This is a genomic window from Larkinella punicea (genome assembly GCF_003334855.1).
Lineage (GTDB): Bacteria > Bacteroidota > Bacteroidia > Cytophagales > Spirosomataceae > Larkinella > Larkinella punicea.
Window position 1 is genome coordinate 213,052 of sequence record NZ_QOWE01000012.1, and the last position, 19,271, is coordinate 232,322.

Below are 19,271 nucleotides of genomic sequence, written 5' to 3' on the forward strand. Positions count from 1 at the left end.
GAATTTACGTTGACAAACCAATCTGAAACAAAAAACGCCCGACTTCATCAGCCGGGCGTTTCCAATCCATTCCCCGCGCGTTAGTCCAACGCCGGAATCACTTTATCGAGGTTGTAAAACAGAATATCTTCTTTGCCGTTTTCGCCTTCGTTCATCATCATGCCGACGACGGCGTTTTTCTGAATCCGGCCTGCCAGAATCTCCTTCGAGAGGGCGTTCAAGATGCGCCGTTGCATCACGCGTTTCAGCGGACGGGCGCCAAACTGCGGGTCGAAACCTTCTTCCGCGAGCTTGTCGAGCACTTCCTGATCGGCTTCGATGGTAATGCCCTGTTCCGCCAGCCGGTCCTGAATGTGCTTGAATTGCAGGCCCACAATCTTGCGGGTTTCACGCTTGGTCAGTGGCTGGAACATCACCAGTTCGTCGATCCGGTTCAGAAACTCGGGGCGCAGCGTTTGTTTCAGCAATTCAAATACTTCGTCTTTGGTATCTTCAATGATCTGCTCCCGGTTCCAGTCCTCTATTTGCGCAAACCGCTCGCGGATGATGTGGCTCCCGATGTTCGACGTCATGATCACAATCGTGTTCTTGAAGCTGGCGACCCGGCCTTTGCTGTCGGTCAACCGGCCGTCGTCCAGCACCTGCAACAGGATGTTGAACACGTCGGGGTGCGCTTTTTCGATCTCATCCAGCAGAATGACGCTGTACGGTTTCCGGCGGACGGCTTCGGTCAACTGACCGCCTTCATCGTAGCCGATGTAGCCCGGAGGTGCGCCAATCAAACGGCTGACGGCGTGGCGTTCCTGAAACTCCGACATGTCGATCCGCACCAGCGAGTTCTCGTCGTTGAACAGATAATCGGCCAGGGCCTTCGCCAGCTCGGTTTTCCCGACGCCAGTCGTTCCCAGAAAAATGAATGAACCCAGTGGCCGTTTGGGGTCCTGCATCCCGGCGCGGCTCCGGCGAACGGCATCGGCCACCGCCTGAATGGCTTCTTCCTGACCCGCCACCCTTTTCGCCAGCTCGTCTTCCAGGTGCAGCAGTTTTTCCCGTTCCGACTCCATCATTCGGCTCACCGGAATGCCCGTCCATTTGGCCACCACCTCCGCAATGTCGTCGGCCGTCACTTCCTCCTGCAACAGGTTCTGGCCGTCGCCTTCCGTTTTAACCAGCTCATCCAGGCGGTTTTGCATTTCAGGCAGACGACCGTAGCGAATCTCGGCCACCTTGCCGTAATCACCCGATCGTTCGGCCTGCTCGGCTTCCGACTTCAGTTGATCGAGTTGTTCTTTCAACGTCCGGACTTCGTTTACCGATTGTTTCTCCACTTCCCAGCGCGCTTTCATGCTGTTCCGCAGCTCGTTGAGGTCTTCAATTTGCCGGTTCAGAACGCTTTCCTTGTCGCGGTCGGATTCCCGCCGAATGGCTTCCCGTTCAATTTCCAACTGCATGATCCGGCGGTTCAGTTCGTCCAGTTCTTCCGGCACCGAGTCGATTTCCAGCCGCATTTTGGCAGCCGCTTCGTCCATCAGGTCAATGGCTTTGTCGGGCAAAAACCGGTCGGAAATGTAGCGGTTCGAGAGTTCGACGGCGGCAATCACCGCGTCGTCTTTGATCCGAACACCGTGGTGCAATTCGTATTTTTCCTTGATTCCGCGCAAAATTGAAATCGCATCCTTCACATCCGGTTCATCCACCAGAACCGTCTGGAACCGGCGCTCAAGGGCTTTATCTTTTTCAATGTATTTCTGGTATTCTTTCAGCGTCGTAGCGCCGATGGCGTGCAATTCGCCCCGCGCCAGGGCCGGTTTCAGCAGGTTGGCCGCATCCATCGCGCCATCTCCTCCGCCAGCACCCGCACCGATCAGGGTGTGAATCTCGTCGATGAACAGCACGATTTCGCCCTCGGAATCCGTCACTTCCTTGATAACCGCCTTCAGCCGTTCTTCAAATTCGCCCTTGTATTTCGCACCCGCCACGAGCAAACCCATGTCGAGCGATACGATGATTTTTGATTTCAGGTTTTCGGGAACGTCGCCCTGCACAATCCGCTGGGCCAGCCCTTCGACAATGGCGGTTTTTCCGACGCCCGGTTCACCGATCAGCATTGGGTTGTTTTTCGTCCGGCGGCTCAGGATTTGCAGCAACCGGCGAATTTCTTCGTCACGGCCAATCACGGGGTCAATTTTCCCCTTTTCAGCCCGTTCATTCAGGTTGATACTATACCGTTCCAGGGAGCGGTATTTTGCTTCGGCATTGGGATCTTTCACAGGATTATTTTTTCCGCGTAATTCTTTAATGGCTTCTTTCAGTACTTTTTCAGTGAACCCGACATCTTTCAAAAGCGTCGCCACGGCGTCTTTGCCCCCCGAAAGTCCCAACAGAATCAGCTCGATGCTAACGTACTCATCGCCAAACTCTTTCAATAGTTTGGTCGCTCGTTGCAAAGCTGAATTCAGGTCGTTTCCGAGGTAAATATTGGGGGTTCCCTGCGCGCCGACCGACACTTTCGGGTACCCGTTCACAATGGCGTCCAGGGCCAGCGTCAGTTGGCTGGAATTAACGCCGGTTTTTTTCGACAGAAACCCCATCGTATTGGGATCTTCGTCGATAATCGCTTTCAGCACGTGGCCGGTTTCGACCGACTGCTGTTGATTTCCCTGCGCAATCTGGGCCGCCTGCTGGATGACCTCCTGCGCTTTGATGGTGTAATTTGTTAAGTTCATGGTTGTGGGTTAAACGCTTTACCGGACTAACAGTTCCTGTCCGGTTTGCGTTTTCGTTGCTGTTATCTATTTATCAAAGAGCAGGCCAGCCGGGTTTTTCGGACAATTTGGCGGAGATTTGATAAAAAAGAGGCTCTATTTTGTCATTTTGACACTTTACAAATAAACGGAGTTAAAAAGAAGCCGAATTGTCCGTAACTCACTATCTTACCATGCCCCATTTTTCGTTATGAAATAACCCGTACAATTCCCATTTTTACAATTCCGAATCCACTCATTCAACGTATGAAGGCCAGAACTACTTTGCTCGTTTGTGCCGCGGTTGCCTTTCTGCTGGGTTGCGGGGGTGACAAAAAAGATCCGCCGGACCCGCAGAATCAAACTTGCCTGGTCAATGAGGTTCCCGACTTCTATTTTGACTCCGGCCCGGTGTCCATTACCTACGACGCCAACAAACGCGTTGCCGCCATCAAACAGTCGTCGTTCAACGTGTTTTCGTTCACCTACAACGCCACGGGCCGCGTGACCCGGTTTCTGGCCGGCATCTCCCAATACGAGAACCTCGGGGCCGAAGAGCATACGGTTACCTACGACGCCGGCGGCCGCATTGCGACCATCAACGCCCTGGACAATGCTGAGACAGTGACGGCAACGCCCACCTACGACGCGCAAAACCGCATTACCAAGATTTCGGTGGTGGACCCCAGCGGGCAGCGGACGTATTTCAAACGCATGGAATACGATGCCGCCGGGAATGTGACCAAGGTGTTTTACGCGAAAAACCAGGAGGCCGAAAGACTCTATGCGGAATACCGGTACGACGACAAAAAATCGCCCTTCTTCAACCAGCCTGCTTTTCAGCTCATTCCGCTGGTGTCTTCGCTGGTCGACAAAAGCCACTACCTCAGTGTGAACAATCCGGTTCAATACAAGGATTTCGGCTACGGCTACACCGCCACCTACCAGTACAGCAATGACTTACCCACCGAAACCTCACTCCTGTTGCAGCAAACCGGAAATCCGTCGATTGTCAACAAACAAAAAGTGTACAAATACGACTGTCAGTAGAAATGCCGTCAATTTTTAGCCATTTTGCGGCCAAAGCAGTTAGTAAGGGGAGTGATCCCTTAACGAACTGACTCCATGAAAATCGCCGGTTTCTTCCTTGCTTTGCTGCTGATGGCAGGCTGCAAAAACGAGAATTCCCCCAAATTACTGAAAGAAGTAGAAGTCCGGAAAGACGGGTCCAAGGGCCTGATCGTTTCCGTTGCGCTCGTGGATGAAGAGGGCAAACCGACCACTGCCGAGGGCTTGCTGCTTGTCGAAATTCAGGGCATATCTGCCCAGGACTCCGTTTTCACCGTGACCGAAGTGGACACGGCCTTAACCGAAGCCAGTTTTCGCCAGCTTTCGTTTGGTGAAGGGTCGCTGAAAAAGAAGATGCTGGGTTTTGAAACAAACCCGATTCCGTATAAAACGTCAGAGCAACTCGACTCCTACCACAAAACCAACAAAAAAGGGTTGATGCAGGTATCGTTCAAACCGGTGGGTGGCACGGTGCTTCATCAAACCGTTACGTATGAACTTTAAGGGCTTCTAAGGAAATTCTAAGGAGATATTCAGTTGCGTTTAAGATTCGGCGGGCAATTTTGAATCGTGAAACAACCCTTGCGTCATGATGTCTCAACTATTTTTTCAACGCCCCCTTCAAACCCGCTCCACCCGCTTTGCCAATTATTACAACCAATACGGCAAACCGGCCCGGAAAAATCCCCGGCCCGAACGACCCGACTGGCTGGTGGTGCTGACGTTTGTAGCCATTGCGCTGACGATTCTGTTTAGCTAATCAGACGGTATTGGTACGCGGTTTCATTGTCCGGCTATCGAAACTACGGAACCCGGTTTCCTTTTGCCCCGGCCTGTTCCAATATTTCCCGACCAAAACCGGAGTTTTGCCAGGTGGGCGACAGCGTTCGGTACATCTCCAGGTAATCGGCTTTCGTTAAGTAATTCCCTAAAGTACAAAGTGTTGGCAGTGCCGCCCCCACGGCGGTGCTGTGATAACGCTTAACGTACGACTTCAACAGCTCGATTCGGCTGGCGGTCATTTCGTCCATGATTTTTTTCAGTATTCCCGCACGGGCCGTATCTTTTTGGGCGGCCAGTGCCTCCTGAACCTGTTTGATCCGGAAACGCTGGTAGCCAATCTGTTGATCTTCCTTCCCCCATTCTTTCCATAGCCGGTCGATGTCCGAGCCGTTTACCGTCACACTATCGTAAACCGGTTTCGTTCCTTCCACTTCGACGGTTCGGTTGTCGAGCAGAATGTCCGCCAGTTTGAAACTTACACTTCCTTTTCCCGCATACAGATACGTGTGGGCAGCCTCCGCCATACTCCCGTCAAAAACAAACCGCTCCTGCCGAACCACCGCCGAATCGATGACCTGGCGTTTTCCGCCATCGATCAGGTACATTTTCGTCTGATCGGGCAGCCCCCGAATGTGACCGATGACGCGGTAGCCCGGATGTTGCTGGGCGAAACAGAGCGTGCCTAAAAAGAGCAGCAGAAAGGTGGAAAGTCGTTGGGCGGTTTGCATGAGGTCGAAAGCTGGCGTTGGTACCGGCATAGACGAATTCGAACGGTTTTCATTACAGCGGATCCGGTTTTTACGGTTGCAAAAAAATGTTTATTTGGTGCTAGCTTCTCCAAACGCCACCCGTCCCCCTCTTGCGGTTTTATGAACGCAACGGTTTTGAGCAGACCTATCAGAAAGTCATTGAGGAATTTGGGCAGACCTTTTTGTGTCAGTATTACGTCCTGCGGTTTTAGGATGAAACCGCTGTCATAACGGTTTTCACTCACGTAGGCTGCGGATTCGCTTGCATGGGAATTGTGTGCCGTGTTAAAATCCGCTCGATTTCGGCCCGACCGGTTTCGGTTTCACGCGGTTTATAAAGCAGCAACCGCGCCTGGCGGCCCGTTTCTTCGGTATCGATAACCGGAGCCGGGTAGTCGATCCCAACTTGAAAATGGCACATGATCTGTTCCAGGGGCGGCATCTGCCACGGTTCGTGGAGGTAGGCCAGCGGACAATTGGCCAGTTCGGGCACCCATTGGCGGATAAAGACACCTTCCGGATCGTGGTCCTGCGACTGCTTGACGGGATTGTAGATCCGGACGGTATTGGTCCCGGTCATGCCGGTTTGCATCTGTACCTGCGCGTAGTGAATGCCCGGTTCAAAATCGGTGAAGAGTCGGGCCAGGTGCCAGGCTCCCTCCTGCCAGTGCTGGAACAGATGATGACTCAAAAACGACATCAACATGGCTCGCATCCGGAAATTGATATAGCCCGTCGCTTTCAGGCAGCGCATGCAGGCATCCACCAGCGGATAGCCCGTTTGGCCGTCGCGCCAGGCCCGGTACTGCGCCTGATCTGCGTTCTTTTTCAACCCGTCGAAAGCCCGGTTGATGTTTTGAAACTCCATCCGGTCTTCGGATTCAAATTTCTGAATGAAATGGCAGTGCCAGCGCAATCGCGAGGCAAAAGCATCGAATTGCCGGCGAAACGCCACGCCATTGATGCTCTTTTTGGCCGCTAGTTGCGCCTGAAAAACCTGCCGGACGCTCAGACAGCCCCAGGCCAGGTAGGGCGACAAACGGCTGCATCCCCGACGGCTCGCCAGCGGTTTGGAGATCGACCGGGCATAAAGCGAAATTCGCTTGACCAGAAAACTGTTCAGATACCGGAACGCATTCCGTTCCCCGCCCGGCTGAAACAGCGGGTTGGGTTCCTGCCACGCCGGGGGAAGGTCGGGGCCGCGCTGGGTTTGGTACCAGTCGGCGGGCAAATCGGCCGGTTTCCAGCGGCTGAGGTCGGGATGTTGCTGGGGCGACCGCATGGTTTGCTGCCAGTCGTCCGCCCAGGTTTCGCGGTTTTTAAGTCCCCGAATCACGCCATTGGACGGAAATTCCCGCCAGGTAATACCGGCCTGACGACAAAACCGGGCCACGGCTTTATCGCGGTCGTAGGTCACTTTCAGCCCCGTTTCTTCGTAGGAAAAAAGGGTATCGATCGTGAAAATCTGGTGAAGAGCGTCGAACACCTCCAGCACGCTGCGGTGAAAAATCCAGATATGAGGTATCCCAGTTGAATGCCCGGAATTAAGCGATTCGGACTCATCGTCGAACACAAAGGGAAGCCATTCGTGATTGAATTTAGAAACCACCGGCTCGGTTTTTTCCAGTTCAAAAAGCTGCTGGTTCAGATCAGCCAGCGACTCGGTCACAAACCGCCAGTGGCGCGGATCATAATTCGGATCGGCGATGACTTCGGGTTCAAAAAAGTATACCAGCAGCAGCGGCCGGTTGCTCATGCTCATCGCAGCCTGCAAAGGCGCATGATCGCGCAGGCGCAAATCACGCTTGAACCAGAGGATGTTGACAGCAGGGCGATCAGTCATGAGCCAAAGTCGGGCTAAAAAAGCCTGAAAAACAGTGGACAATACAAGACCGTGTTGAATCCAAATGTTTTCGTTCTGGAGATTTTTTTAAGTATACGCAACTTGAACTCTAAAAACCGCCTGGTGATCAGGCATTTGGAAGACCTGCTTAATAACGATGAGTTTCCTGGCCGCGTAGCGGACGGATGTTTGTCGCTACCCGATCGTCCCAGTAGGTTCCCGGTCGCGTAGCGACCGAACCAACTGACTGTGCCTGGATAAAAAATGTTTCGTCGCTACGCGACTCGGTTTTTGGCGGGGCTAGACTCTTGCTACAAACATGCCGTGCCGCTGGCACTTGATCCGCTCATCATCAACCCCATAGCTTGCATTAAAAGAAAAAAATCCGGTTTTGGGCCGGATTTTTTTGCGTTAAGGCGGAACGATATTTCAAGCCGCTTCGGCCAGTTCCCGCCGTCCCTGCCTTTTCAGGATGCGGTAGTGGGAATGCAGCGCGGAGAAAAATGTGGGATTCTCCAGGTATGGCAGTTCAAATTCTTCGGCGGTTTTCTTCACGATTTCCGTGATGGCCGGGTAGTGAATGTGGCAGACTTTGGGAAACAAATGGTGTTCGATCTGGCGGTTTAAGCCACCGCAGAAGAAAGCGGCCGTTTTGCTGCGGGGGGCAAAATTAGCAGTAGTCCGCAATTGATGAACCGCCCAGGCTTCCTGAATGCTCATGCCATTGACCGGAACCGGAAACGAGGTTCCTTCCACCAGATGCGCCATTTGAAAAACAATGGCAATCAATGCGCCTTCCACCAGGTGCATGACGACAAAACCCAGCGCAACCTGCCACCAGGCCAGATCCAGAACCAGGTAAGGAAGCACCAAAAAACAGAAATAGTAGGCAGCTTTGGTAGCAAACAAGGTAATGTATTCATGCCGGGGATGGCGCGGATTGGCGTGCTGGCCGATTTTTTTCTGGAAAAATTTCACAAAATCCTTCCGAAAAACCCAGGAAAGCGACGTCAGCGAATACAGCGGCAGGGCGTACAGATGCTGATAGCGTTGCCACGGCCGGTAGCGTTCGCCGTCATCCAGCCGAATCAGACCCGGCGCGACATCGATGTCTTCGTCGTGGCCGAAGATGTTGGTGTAGGTATGATGAACGATGTTGTGGGAGAGTTTCCAGACGTACGGATTTGCCCCGATGAAGTAAAAACTACTGCTCAGGATTTTATTGAGCCAGTTTCGGGACGAAAACGCACCGTGCATGGCGTCGTGTGAGACATTGAAGCCAATAAAAGCGGCAAAAATGCCCAGCAAAACGGCGAGTCCCAGCATGGTCCAGGCGCTGAACAGGTTGGAAATGATCAGGCCATATAGGAGTCCATAGCCGCCCAGGAAGAAGATGGTTTTAAACCACATGGCAAAATTGGCGGTTGGCGAAATACCGTTTTCCTTGAAATAGGTATCAACTCGGCGACGAGCGGTGGCAAAAAACTGCGACCGACCGGTATTGGTAAATTTTACGGGTGTTTGCATCAATTCAAATCAGTTGACAAGCCGACCGGTTTCCTGAAATTTTCTGCGAGCCAGACAAAGGCCGGTTCTTGGAAGAACGACCGCTCCGGCTTGCCTGGTTTTATGCAGGCGGGATGGATCGGGAGTTACCAGGGGCTTCTATACTAACAAACAAATTGGATTAATGATTGAAGATTTATTGAAGGGCGTAATCCCTGACCTATTAAATTGTAAATTTTACGACGTGGAAAATTACTACCCAAATTTCTATTTTCCACTACGATCCGAATTTATTTACACAAACGGCTCGCGCATCAGGTCACAAGCCGCACTAAAACAACAACTTGTCGCCTAAAACACAAAACTCGAATCAAAGCCCTTCGTTGAAGTTTATGAGGTCAAAAAATCCCGAAACCAGTGTCCCGACTGCTTTACAATTCGCTGCTGGGTGGGATAGTCGACGTAGACCAGTCCGAAGCGGGGGCGGTAGCCTTCGGCCCACTCAAAATTGTCCATCAGCGACCACGCAAAATAACCGCCGACCTTGAAGCCCTCCTGTTTGGCCCGCAACACTTCCCTGAGGTAGGCCTGGTAGAACGCCAAACGCTGCGGATCGTTCACCACGCCGTTTTCCAACCGATCCGGAAAAGCCGCCCCGTTCTCGGTGATGATAATTTCGTTGACTTTTTCGTAGGCCGAAAACTGCCGGATCACCTGATAAATCCCTGCCGGATACACCTCCCACGCCATGTCGGTGGTCTCGGTCACCTGCCGCCGGTGGGGTTTCACTTCTCTGGCCCAGAAATACGGTGTCAACCAATCGTGACGCACCACCAGCCGGAAGTAGTTTTGCAGGCCGATAAAATCGAAATCGAAAGCCGCCCGTTGCAGGTCGCCGAGGTTGGCGTATTTGGTCATGATCTGTTTCAGCAAGGGCGCTTCCCGAACCGGATAGCCCAGGCCCAGGCTGGGTTCGATGAACAGCCGGTTGCCGAGCGCGTCGATCCGGGCGGCTGCCCGAACATCCCGCACCTGCTGCGTGTGGGGTTCGACCGGGGCGCAGAAAAGCGTGGTACCAATCCGGGCGTTGGGCACATTCCGGCGGATGATCCGTCCGCCTTCGCCCTGACAGATCACGGCGTGATGAACCGCCGGCAGAAAATTCCACAGTCCCCGCCGACCCGGCGCGTGAATACCGGCAAAATAACCGCCCGCCGTAAACACCAGCGGCTCGTTCAGCACCATCCAGTTTTTGACCTTGTGGCCGAAGGCTTTGGTGCAGCAATCGACAAATTCGGAAAACCAGCGGATCACCGCGCGGTTGGTCCAGCCGCCTTTGGCTTCGAGGGCGTGGGGCAAATCCCAGTGGTAGAGCGTGACCCAGGGTTCAATGCCCATCGCCAGACAGGTGTCGATCAGGCGGTTGTAAAAATCCAGCCCCCGTTCATTGACGCGGCCCGTTCCGTCGGGCATAATGCGCGACCACGAAAGCGAAAATCGGAAAGCCTTGAAACCCAGACTTTTTAATAAAGCCAGATCGGTTTCGTAGCGGTGGTAAAACTCGCAGGCCACATCGCCGTGATCCCGCAAACGACCCCAGCGTTTGTCGTGCGTGAAGGTGTCCCAAATGGAAGGCCCGCGTCCGTCGGTCTGGTGAGCGCCTTCGATCTGATAGGCGGCTGTGGCGGCTCCCCAGACAAAATCGGCCCCGAAATCCTGGCGGGAAAAGGATGGTGGTGAAGGATGCAAAAGCGGTACAAAGGTAGATTGAACGCGGAAAGGTAGCGGGTTTCGGGCGGCATCGCCCCCTTCGGCCTGTTAAGAAAGTGTTAAGAAAACCGTAAAAAAACACCGGATGCGCACGCATTGATAACCGGACCGTAAAATTCATGTAACCCTGCCAATGTAGCTTCGCTTCCGAAAACCGTACAATTTCTTTCATGCGCTTATTGTTTCTGGTACAGGGAGAAGGTCGCGGCCACCTGACGCAGGCTCTTTCGTTTGCTCAGTTGGTCGAAACCGCTGGTCATGAGGTGGTTGGTGCGCTGGTGGGTGTTACCCAAAACCGCCCAACCCCCGCTTTTTTCAGCGAGCAATTCCCGGCTCCGATCACGCCCCTTTCCAGTCCCGGACTGGTCTACCACACCCGAACCAATGCCCTGCAACCTTCCAGAACGGCGCTGAAGGCTATTTTAAACGCCCGAACCTACCGGCGCAGCATGCGTCAGATTCGGGATGCCATTGAAACCCTGAAACCTGATCTGGTCATTAATTTTTATGAATTGCTGGGTGGACTGACCTACGGTTTTTACCGCCCGACGGTGCCTATGCTCTGCGTGGCCCACCAGTATCTGGCTTTTCACCCCCGGTTTTCCTTTCCGAAAGGGCAGCTTCTGGACCGAATGCTGTTTAAACTCACCTCCCGGCTGACGGCCTGGGGTGCCCGGGAACTGCTGGCTTTGTCTTTCGATCAGCAGCCCGACGTGCCCGGCAGCCGGGTGCGCGTGGTTCCTCCCCTGCTGCGCCGGGAAGCTACGGAACGCAATCCGACACCGGGCGACTTTCTGCTGGCCTACACCACACAGCCGGGGCTGGTTTCCCAACTGGTGAAGGCCCATCAGCAACACCCGGATCTGCCGATGCGTTTATTTCATGCGGGAGCGTCGGTGGCAGAAGAGCGGATCGACGCGACCCTGACCTACCACGCCATTCACAGCCAACGGTTTCTGGAGGCCATGCAGGCGTGCCGGGCGGTGGTGACCACCGCCGGTTTTGAAGCCGTTTGCGAAGCTTTTTATCTGGGAAAACCCGTCCTGATGATTCCTCAACCCAACCATTTCGAACAGGCCTGCAATGCGCTGGATGGTCAGCGGGCCGGGGTTGGCGTTGCTTCCAACACCTTCGACCTGAGCCGTTTGCTTGATTTTATGCCCCACTACGATGCCCAGGCCAGCGAACAGTTCCGGGCCTGGCACGGGCGGGGCTATTTCCTATTTCTGGCAGCTTTAAACCGGGCGGTCAACCCGGAAAGCTCCAACCGAAAGCCCAGACAGCGGTCGAAGACCCTGTCTGCGGCTGGGAATGGCAGCTTTTTTACCACAAAATGATTACATTGAGTCACTAAATCGGTATACTCTTTTCTTTTTCAAACATGCTTTCCTCTCCTACATTACGCGGGCTGCTGTCCGGCACCTTGCTCACGCTTTCGGTGCTGGCTCACGCCCAACATACCGCCCAGGGCTTTGTTTTTGAAGACCGCAACCAGAACGGCAAAAAAGACCGCACCGAACCGGGGCTGGCGCAGGTTCCGGTTTCCAATGGCCGCGAGGTGGTGCTGACGGATGCCAAGGGTCAGTATCAACTGCCGGTCGGGCTTGATCATATTCTTTTTGTGATCAAGCCAACGGGCTACAAACTGCCCGTCAACGCCCAGAATTTGCCCCAGTTCTTTTACCGGCACAAACCCAACGGCTCTCCGCAACTGAAATTTCCGGGCGTTGCCCCCACGGGGCCCTTGCCCAAATCCGTCGACTTTGCGCTCACCAAACAAGACGAGCCGGATCAATACCAGATTCTGGTGTTTGGCGATCCGCAGGCCTACACCACGGAGCAGATTGCCCATTTCGACCGGGGAGTGGTTTCCGAACTGCAGGGCAAAACCGGCAATTTCCGGTTCGGGATCAGCCTGGGCGACCTAGTGGGCGACAATCCGGCGCTATTCGGTGACTATAATACCGTCATTCGCAAACTCGATCTGCCGTGGTTTCAGGTGATGGGCAATCACGACATGAACTACGATGTGAAAGCGGATAGTTTGTCGGACGAAAGTTTCGAGGCTATGTATGGCCCCAACACCTACGCGTTTACGCAGGGAAAAGTCCATTTCATCGTTCTGGATGATATTCTCTACCCCGATCCGCGCGACCAGAATGGCTACCAGGGCGGTTTGCGCCCCGATCAACTGGCGTTTGTTGAAAACGATTTGAAACACGTACCGAAAGACCATCTGGTGGTTTTGTGCCATCACATTCCGCTATTCAGCGAAGGCGCGGGGGAAGCCTTTCGGAAAGCCGACCGCCAGCGGTTGTTCAATGCGCTCAAAGACTTTCCGCACACGTTGTCGCTCTCGGCCCACACGCACATTCAGCAACACTTTTTTTACGGCAAGGAGGCCGGGCTGGATCGGGTCAATCCGCACCACGAATACAACGTTGGCACGACCTCGGGCGATTGGTATTCCGGCGAAAACAACGCGCTGGGCGTACCGGTTTCAACGATGCGCGATGGAACGCCCAAAGGCTATATGTTCCTGACTTTCAACGGCAATCAGTATTCGTTCGACTACCGGATTGCGGGACAGCCCGAAACCTACAAGATTGGTTTGTATGCACCGAAAGCGATTGCTAAGGGTCAGGTGGGTCGTAATGATCTGTATGCCAACTTCTTCCAGGGCAGCAAGCGTGATTCGTTGGAATACCGCATCGGCCAGGGTGCGTGGAAACCGATGATTCGGGTCGAGGAAGCCGATCCCGGATTACTCGGCGTTCGGTACCGGTATGATTCTGCCGAACAGCCATTGGGTGGAACGAAACCTTCAGCACCCATTCTGTCGACGCATTTGTGGAAGGCCAAACTGGGCGGTAACCTGCCCGCTGGTGAGCACACGGTTGAAGTTCGTGCCAAAGACGCCTATGGTCGGACCTTCACCGGCAACACGGTTTTTAAGGTAGTCGAAGCCTCAGCGGTTTCTGAAAAATAGAGATGGAAACCGCCGAGGTTTCGGGCAAAAACCGCCCGAAACCTTAACAAAAACTTAACATTGGGCTTTTGTTTCCGGCTATTTTTTTGTATTTGTTTGTAGATTTTTTTATTCCCAGGAATACCATCAAACCAACACACTGTATGAAGGCCCAAAAGAAGGCACTGGCTACCGATATTTCAACTTCTGTCGAATCAAAACTGGCCGAAATTGGTGAACAATCGAAGAAAGTCAAAAAGATGATTCAGCAATCGGCGAAGAAGCTGGCCGCCAAACTGATCAAAGTGACGAAAAAAGAAGAAAAGAAGAAGCTCAAGGCCCAGAAAACGAAAAAAGCAAAGACCGCAGTAGCCATTCAGTAACTAAAAAACAGTCCGGAAGCAACATCTTCCGGACTGTTTTTTTAGCTAAAAACTTCGCAAACCGTTCACATTTCCTTTACGCTGGGGTCATTTTCGAGTTGCACCTTTACGCAAACATTCCGAAACCCGTTGCGTGACTCAATCTCTGCGTGAACTGCTGCTCCGACGACTCAACCAGGCATTCTGGTTAGTTTTGCTCATGAGTCTGGCCGGATGGGGAGCCTGGCGTTTCTCCCGATTGGCCACTCCGGCGAATGAACCCATGCAAACCAACCGAATCGACCGGGAGTTTCAACAACTTCATCTTCAATCCATTACCTCACTCGACTCTTCAGTAAACGGGCTTCGGCTGGCAGTGATCAGCGGGGAATCGGAACCCGTGCTGCTGGCCCTGACCGAACAACTCCGGCAGCAGGCGCAGGAAGTTACGCTCCTGTCGTCGTCCCGCGAAACCGTATTAGCCCCCCACTCGTCGGTTATCCAGCCTCTGCTGCTGGATCAGTGTCAGAAATTCCGGCAGCTACTGCACCGGAAAGCGTCGGTTCGTTTGCTCTCTCAACACCTCGCCGAATTTCAGTCGCAAGTCCGGCATCTCCAATACCGGGTGGCGGGGAATTATCCGGACACGTTGTAAATACGTTTAGGTTTCACCATTGACCTCCGTTTTCCCGGTGGTTGAATCTTTGGTAAATAGCCCTACATTTGGTGGATTGAACACGACGCATGAACAAGCCTAGCAGCACGGAACAGGTAACGGAACATATTCAGAAACTCGCCCCGAAACTGGGTCTGCTCGTTGAATCCATCCGGCAGCTCTTTTTGAGCACCGATCCCGACATTGGCGAACGAATTAAGTGGAACAACCCGAGTTTTTATTACAAGGGCGACATGAAACCGTTCGATCCGAAGGAATACAAACGGGATCTGGCGGTTTTCAATCTTCACAGAGGAAAGATCATGCTGGTTTTTCCCAGCGGGGCTAAAATCCCTGACCCCTCCACATTACTCGAAGGCACATACGAAGACGGCCGACGAATTGCCGTTTTTACGACGCAGGAAGATATTGACGCAAAAGCAGCCGCATTGCAGGTCGTGATCAAAGAATGGCTGAAACTGGTGGAAAAATGAACATAGGGTTCTACTTCAACGCAAACCGATAAACCCGGTCGTAGGGATGTTTCGGATCCAAAACCGTTTTTTCAACGAAGCGAAAACCATTCGAATCCAATAGATGAAACAAGGCCTCTTCCGTGAATAGTGGTCGACGGCATCCCTGGTGTTTTTGGCCTTTTCGACGGGCGACCAACTCTCCAATAAACAGATAACCGTCTTTTTTCAAATTACCCCGAATGCTGGCCAGCATTTCATTGGAATGGGTAAACTCATGGAGGCTGTTTTCGATGATGATTTTGTCGAAAAACCGGCTGGGCAATCCTGTTTCCTGCTCACTCCCCCGTACCGGAATAAAAAACGCCGAACAGGTTTGCCCCCTGATTTGGTACAACTGCCGGATGGTCAACGAAAGCTTTTCGGGCTGAAGGCACACCGGGTCAATGTCCTCAAGATGAATGGTCAGACTATCGGCCATCATCGAGTAAATGATTTCCCGAACGCCCGAACCCGCCCCAATACTGGCAATCTTTTCCGTCTTCTGAAAATTGTAAATCCCGCTGTATGTTTTTAACATCCATTCAATCGCTTCTTTTTTCGTATAATGCTTGTCCAAACATTCATTACCCTCAAATTGAGCCTGTGAAAAGGGGCTAATCAGAAGTAGTATGAAAATGAGATAGAATTGCTTCTCTAAATCCATGGGGGCGGCTTCATCGTTATTTTCTAGCTATTATCGGTCTTATTCTCGTCAAGTTTTTTCCTTTCCTCTATCACTTCATCAATCATCAGCACATCGTTTAAATCTTTCGGTCGTCGTGCCAAGATCTTTATTTCACGTAAGTCATTGATACCAATGAAACGAATTCGATAGCCTGCCTTTGTAATGAATTCCTGCGCTCGACTTCGGCAGTCTTCATAATTGAATCGAAAATGAACGCGTGTCATTATGTCGATTGGGCCTAGATCAATCCTTATAATTTGCGGTTTTGTAAAATCGAGTATCCCAATCGTCGCTGTATCCTCTTGACTATAGCCCAGATCCTGCAATACATTCAATAATTTCTCCTTGTTTACATTAGTTGGTTGTAACCATAAATCAGCGTCCTGGGTAAAACGAACGGCCCCATTTAACAAGAGGGCGAGCCCACCAACCAACATATATTCTAACTGCTGTTTTTCGGCAGATGCTACAAATTGGAGAAAATCACTGTTTTCTACATCCATGATGGCCTACTTATGCTAATTCTTTGCCCAGCTTTTGGCTGAAGTCCTCCCAGTTCAATATAAATCCGGCGCATCTTTATGTACTCCTCCCATCTCTCTTCCGGTGTCATTCGGGCATATAACTGCACCTGTTCCCTATGAGGGTCATCCAGGTCTTTATAAACCGTTATCCGTTTCTTCTTTTCCATACCTCAAACAACGTCAATTTCCTGTATAACACAAAAAGGACACCGTTGGAGCGGCATCCTTTTGAAAATTTTAACACGAGAGGCTTTACAACGGGCCCGTTACCAGCTCATCTTCAGCCGGTACGGTTTTCTTCCGGTCGTTGAACATCAGAATAAACAACACCAGCACCACCGCAGCAATGCCCGCCGGAACCAGCCAGACCGAGGTCCAGTCTACTTTGCCATCGACCGTATACAGATCGGCTACGATTCCGGCCAGTTTGGAACCGATACCCATTCCGATTCCGTAGGTCGCCAGCGTGATCAGACCCTGCGCTGAGGACTTGATGCGCTCTCCGGCTTTGTTGTCGGTGTATATCTGGCCGGTTACAAAGAAGAAATCGTAGCAGACACCGTGCAAAACGAAGGCAATGTAGAACATCCACTCGCCCGAAGCAGCGTCGCCGTACCCAAACAACAGAAATCGAATAATCCAGGCCACCAACCCAACCACCAACATGTATTTAACGCCCAGCCGAGTGAACGCCAAGGGAATCAGAAGCATGAAAAAAAACTCGGAAGCCTGCCCCAGCGACATGATATTCTCAACATTAAAACTTTTCGGATCAGCACCCGGGAAGGCAGCCTTGTAGGCATCGGTCACCGACGGATTGGCCATCGCGTAATAAAACGACAGCGGGATACAGATTAGAACCGACGACAGAAAGAAAATGGCAAACGACCGGTCTTTCAGCATTTTGAAAGCATCGACGCCCAGAATCTGGCCAATAGACGCGCTGGCAGTAGCTTTGGGGGGCGTATGCGGCAGTGTGAAGGAAAACAAACCAAAAAACAGCGCAGTGTACATAGCGATCTGGAAAATGGCTACCTGATCGCCTATTCCCAGGAATCCCACAATATTCGTAACGACGATCCAGGCCACGGTTCCCAACACCCGGATGCCCGGAAATTCCTTCTCCGGATTTTTCATCTGCTGCATGGCAATGGACGTGGTCAGCGACATGGCCGGGGCAAACGTGAGGCAGTAGGCCAGTATCTGCCAGAAAAACGCATCAGCGTCTTTCTCCTGAATCAGAAAAAACAGAATGGCCGCGCCCGCCAGATTCAAAACGCCCAGCACTTTCTGGGCGGCAAAATAGCGGTCGGCAATCAGACCGACAAAGAAGGGAGCCACCAGCATCGCCAGTGAAAAAGCCGTGTAGGCATTGCCGACCTGATCGCCGGTCGCGTTCAATTGGGTGAAAAGATACTTGCTCATCTGTCCGTACCAGGCTCCCCATACCGAAAACAGGAGAAACATCATTACAGAGAGTTGAATGCGGGTTTTGAGATTCATTGGGTTACGTCAGGATTTGATGAATGCGTTCAAATTGGGCTACGCTTGCGGGTTTGAAGTTAATTGAAATGCATTTAGCGTCAAATGTTGGTTGCATAAGTTTCAATCTGATCCAATTTTTTATCAATTCAGCCCTAATCTTTTACGTTTGATAAATACTTCGCAATTTTCAGTTTTTGCAACCCTTACCTTTGGAACATGAAACCGCTTTACTCGCTCTTAGCCCTGATTTTTTTCACGACCAGCCCACGGGTTCAGGCCCAGAAGGTTGACCTCGACCGCTTTTATTTCGACGCCGGTTATTTGATTCTTCCCAGGGAACACACCCCCGCCGATAACCGCACGTTTGGTGTTCGGGTCGTGGGGTCGCCTTCGGTCGCATCGGCTTATCCGGAATCGGCGATGTACGAAAAAATCAATTTATCAGGGTTTCAACGGGTCGAAAACAACCCGGCGGTTGGCATCACGGTGGAGTTCGGCAATGTGCGGTTTGAGAAAAGCGAAACAAAAACCCGCACCGAAGAAAAGAAAGACAAAGACGGGAAGGTCACCGATCGAATCACGTATTACAGCATGATCGTTCGGTATAGTTTCAGCGGCAATTACAAGGTTCTTGGCGCCCGCACCGACGAAAAATCGCTGAGCCGGAAGGAAAAAGAGAAAGCGAAGGAGTTGCAAAGCAACCGGTTTTTGCAAACGGCCTCGCAAACCGGGCCGGAAAAAAGCGTCACGACCAGCGGTTATTTTCCGACAGAACTGTCATTTACAACCGTCGAATACAAAAACCTGGCCGATGCGCGCCGGTATATCGAGCAAAACCAGCAAACGATTCGGACGGATCTGATTACAAAGTACGTGACCGATGCGCTCGTTCGGGTGAATGAGGATGCCAATCGCTGGTATGGGTATGTGCCGACCCAAACGCGGGAATTTCTCTGGATTCTGGACTCCAAAAGCCATCCCGAATACCCGATTCAGCAGGAAGCCATCAAAGCGGTGAAGGAATTGTCGAAACGAATGACCGCCACCCAGCCGATCGACCAGCTCGCCCGCGACCTGCAACCGGTGCTGGATTATTTTCAGGAGCTGAAAACCAAATACCCCGGCTCGGACAAACGCAATCAGAAAATGCGGTATTCAGCTTTTTATAACCTCATGGTTTTGAACTACTTCCTCGACCGTCCCGATCAGGCGATGGAAGAAGCCGACGGCTTAATCAAGAATGGTTACGACACCAAAGACGGCGAAAAATACCTGGGCTGGTCGGAGGAACTGAAAAAGATGCTGGCGAAACACCAGATGGCGTCACGGCATGTGCAGTAAATTAGAGACAACTTTTAGTAGTGTAGGTTTAGATTTTATCTAATGATAATGAACCAATTAAGTGCCAGAGGCACGAAATGTTTGTAGCAACGACAGTAGGCCAACTCTTCTCTCGTGCCTTTAGGTACGTAACGATCAGGATTATTGCGTACCTATGAACTGTCAAATTTTACAAGTTTGAAACCAAATTTTCTTCGGTTGGCAGGTTTAGTCGAGAATCAAACGGCTTCCCCGATTGTAAGACGGCTAAGGCCACCCGGATCCATTTATGCA

At 52.1% G+C, this 19,271-nt stretch carries 17 protein-coding genes; 9 read left to right on the top strand and 8 right to left on the bottom strand.

Translation table 11 applies throughout. The annotated features are described in order from the left end of the window. Positions 1-80: 80 nt before the first annotated feature. A complete protein-coding gene (gene clpB / locus DUE52_RS16245) occupies positions 81-2,726 on the bottom strand; it encodes an ATP-dependent chaperone ClpB (RefSeq protein ID WP_114407076.1) in 2,646 nt (881 codons plus the stop codon). A 285-nt stretch (positions 2,727-3,011) separates the two neighbouring features. Between clpB and DUE52_RS16250 the strand changes: the two genes are divergently transcribed. From DUE52_RS16250 to DUE52_RS32445, 3 genes are all read left to right on the top strand, one after another. Next, a complete protein-coding gene (locus DUE52_RS16250) occupies positions 3,012-3,794 on the top strand; it encodes an RHS repeat domain-containing protein (protein ID WP_114407077.1) in 783 nt (260 codons plus the stop codon). 75 nt (positions 3,795-3,869) lie between these two features. After that, the gene (locus DUE52_RS16255) at positions 3,870-4,316 is read left to right on the top strand and encodes a hypothetical protein (protein ID WP_114407078.1); all 447 of its coding nucleotides are present in this window, start codon (positions 3,870-3,872) and stop codon (positions 4,314-4,316) included. Between the two features lie 85 nt (positions 4,317-4,401). Further along, positions 4,402-4,572: a hypothetical protein gene (locus tag DUE52_RS32445; protein ID WP_165840955.1), complete on the top strand. Its 171-nt coding sequence runs from the start codon at positions 4,402-4,404 to the stop codon at positions 4,570-4,572. A 43-nt stretch (positions 4,573-4,615) separates the two neighbouring features. Here the strand turns inward: DUE52_RS32445 and DUE52_RS16260 are convergent, their stop codons facing one another. From DUE52_RS16260 to DUE52_RS16280, 4 genes are all read right to left on the bottom strand, one after another. Then, entirely contained in the window at positions 4,616-5,353 is a 738-nt protein-coding gene (locus DUE52_RS16260; RefSeq protein ID WP_114407079.1) for a DUF4369 domain-containing protein, read from the bottom strand. Between the two features lie 232 nt (positions 5,354-5,585). Further along, positions 5,586-7,187 (bottom strand): cryptochrome/deoxyribodipyrimidine photo-lyase family protein, encoded by a 1,602-nt coding sequence (locus tag DUE52_RS16270; protein WP_114407104.1) that lies wholly within the window; start codon positions 7,185-7,187, stop codon positions 5,586-5,588. A 429-nt stretch (positions 7,188-7,616) separates the two neighbouring features. Further along, positions 7,617-8,714 carry a fatty acid desaturase family protein gene (locus DUE52_RS16275; protein WP_114407080.1) on the bottom strand — a complete coding sequence of 366 codons (1,098 nt, stop codon included), beginning with the start codon at positions 8,712-8,714 and terminating at the stop codon, positions 7,617-7,619. Between the two features lie 369 nt (positions 8,715-9,083). Beyond that, on the bottom strand, positions 9,084-10,442 hold the full coding sequence (locus DUE52_RS16280; protein WP_114407081.1) for a GH1 family beta-glucosidase: 1,359 nt from the start codon (positions 10,440-10,442) through the stop codon (positions 9,084-9,086). 191 nt (positions 10,443-10,633) lie between these two features. On the opposite strand from DUE52_RS16280, the gene DUE52_RS16285 reads away from it, so the two are divergent. The 5 genes from DUE52_RS16285 to DUE52_RS16305 all read left to right on the top strand — a co-directional run bounded on the left by DUE52_RS16285 (position 10,634) and on the right by DUE52_RS16305 (position 14,942). Continuing rightward, a complete protein-coding gene (locus tag DUE52_RS16285) occupies positions 10,634-11,800 on the top strand; it encodes a glycosyltransferase family protein (RefSeq protein WP_114407082.1) in 1,167 nt (388 codons plus the stop codon). 44 nt (positions 11,801-11,844) lie between these two features. Beyond that, on the top strand, positions 11,845-13,452 hold the full coding sequence (locus DUE52_RS16290; RefSeq protein WP_114407083.1) for a calcineurin-like phosphoesterase C-terminal domain-containing protein: 1,608 nt from the start codon (positions 11,845-11,847) through the stop codon (positions 13,450-13,452). Between the two features lie 143 nt (positions 13,453-13,595). After that, positions 13,596-13,814 (top strand): hypothetical protein, encoded by a 219-nt coding sequence (locus DUE52_RS16295; protein WP_133299856.1) that lies wholly within the window; start codon positions 13,596-13,598, stop codon positions 13,812-13,814. Between the two features lie 133 nt (positions 13,815-13,947). Next, complete coding sequence (locus tag DUE52_RS16300) at positions 13,948-14,448, top strand: hypothetical protein (protein ID WP_133299857.1); 501 nt, start codon at positions 13,948-13,950, stop codon at positions 14,446-14,448. An 89-nt stretch (positions 14,449-14,537) separates the two neighbouring features. Next, complete coding sequence (locus DUE52_RS16305; protein ID WP_114407086.1) at positions 14,538-14,942, top strand: DUF1801 domain-containing protein; 405 nt, start codon at positions 14,538-14,540, stop codon at positions 14,940-14,942. 10 nt (positions 14,943-14,952) lie between these two features. On the opposite strand, the gene DUE52_RS16310 is transcribed toward DUE52_RS16305, so the two are convergent. The 3 genes from DUE52_RS16310 to DUE52_RS16325 form a co-directional block, all read right to left on the bottom strand. Beyond that, complete coding sequence (locus DUE52_RS16310; protein ID WP_133299858.1) at positions 14,953-15,501, bottom strand: class I SAM-dependent methyltransferase; 549 nt, start codon at positions 15,499-15,501, stop codon at positions 14,953-14,955. A 149-nt stretch (positions 15,502-15,650) separates the two neighbouring features. After that, positions 15,651-16,151 (bottom strand): DUF6036 family nucleotidyltransferase, encoded by a 501-nt coding sequence (locus DUE52_RS16315; protein ID WP_114407088.1) that lies wholly within the window; start codon positions 16,149-16,151, stop codon positions 15,651-15,653. A 273-nt stretch (positions 16,152-16,424) separates the two neighbouring features. After that, the gene (locus DUE52_RS16325; protein ID WP_114407090.1) at positions 16,425-17,675 is read right to left on the bottom strand and encodes an MFS transporter; all 1,251 of its coding nucleotides are present in this window, start codon (positions 17,673-17,675) and stop codon (positions 16,425-16,427) included. A gap of 198 nt (positions 17,676-17,873) precedes the next feature. Here DUE52_RS16325 and DUE52_RS16330 point away from each other — a divergent pair, with 198 nt between their 5' ends. Next, positions 17,874-18,998 carry a hypothetical protein gene (locus tag DUE52_RS16330; RefSeq protein ID WP_229312188.1) on the top strand — a complete coding sequence of 375 codons (1,125 nt, stop codon included), beginning with the start codon at positions 17,874-17,876 and terminating at the stop codon, positions 18,996-18,998. Positions 18,999-19,271 lie beyond the last annotated feature (273 nt).

Bases quoted from the DNA above. Each gene is read 5' to 3' on its own strand.
- DUE52_RS16250 (WP_114407077.1), top strand. From the start codon at position 3,012: ATGAAGGCCAGAACTACTTTGCTCGTTTGTGCCGCGGTTGCCTTTCTG.
- DUE52_RS16270 (WP_114407104.1), bottom strand. From the start codon at position 7,187: ATGACTGATCGCCCTGCTGTCAACATCCTCTGGTTCAAGCGTGATTTG.
- DUE52_RS16330 (WP_229312188.1), top strand. From the start codon at position 17,874: ATGAAACCGCTTTACTCGCTCTTAGCCCTGATTTTTTTCACGACCAGC.
- DUE52_RS16315 (WP_114407088.1), bottom strand. From the start codon at position 16,151: ATGGATGTAGAAAACAGTGATTTTCTCCAATTTGTAGCATCTGCCGAA.
- clpB (WP_114407076.1), bottom strand. From the start codon at position 2,726: ATGAACTTAACAAATTACACCATCAAAGCGCAGGAGGTCATCCAGCAG.
- DUE52_RS16290 (WP_114407083.1), top strand. From the start codon at position 11,845: ATGCTTTCCTCTCCTACATTACGCGGGCTGCTGTCCGGCACCTTGCTC.
- DUE52_RS32445 (WP_165840955.1), top strand. From the start codon at position 4,402: ATGATGTCTCAACTATTTTTTCAACGCCCCCTTCAAACCCGCTCCACC.
- DUE52_RS16255 (WP_114407078.1), top strand. From the start codon at position 3,870: ATGAAAATCGCCGGTTTCTTCCTTGCTTTGCTGCTGATGGCAGGCTGC.
- DUE52_RS16310 (WP_133299858.1), bottom strand. From the start codon at position 15,501: ATGTTAAAAACATACAGCGGGATTTACAATTTTCAGAAGACGGAAAAG.
- DUE52_RS16260 (WP_114407079.1), bottom strand. From the start codon at position 5,353: ATGCCGGTACCAACGCCAGCTTTCGACCTCATGCAAACCGCCCAACGA.
- DUE52_RS16305 (WP_114407086.1), top strand. From the start codon at position 14,538: ATGAACAAGCCTAGCAGCACGGAACAGGTAACGGAACATATTCAGAAA.
- DUE52_RS16285 (WP_114407082.1), top strand. From the start codon at position 10,634: ATGCGCTTATTGTTTCTGGTACAGGGAGAAGGTCGCGGCCACCTGACG.
- DUE52_RS16275 (WP_114407080.1), bottom strand. From the start codon at position 8,714: ATGCAAACACCCGTAAAATTTACCAATACCGGTCGGTCGCAGTTTTTT.
- DUE52_RS16325 (WP_114407090.1), bottom strand. From the start codon at position 17,675: ATGAATCTCAAAACCCGCATTCAACTCTCTGTAATGATGTTTCTCCTG.
- DUE52_RS16295 (WP_133299856.1), top strand. From the start codon at position 13,596: ATGAAGGCCCAAAAGAAGGCACTGGCTACCGATATTTCAACTTCTGTC.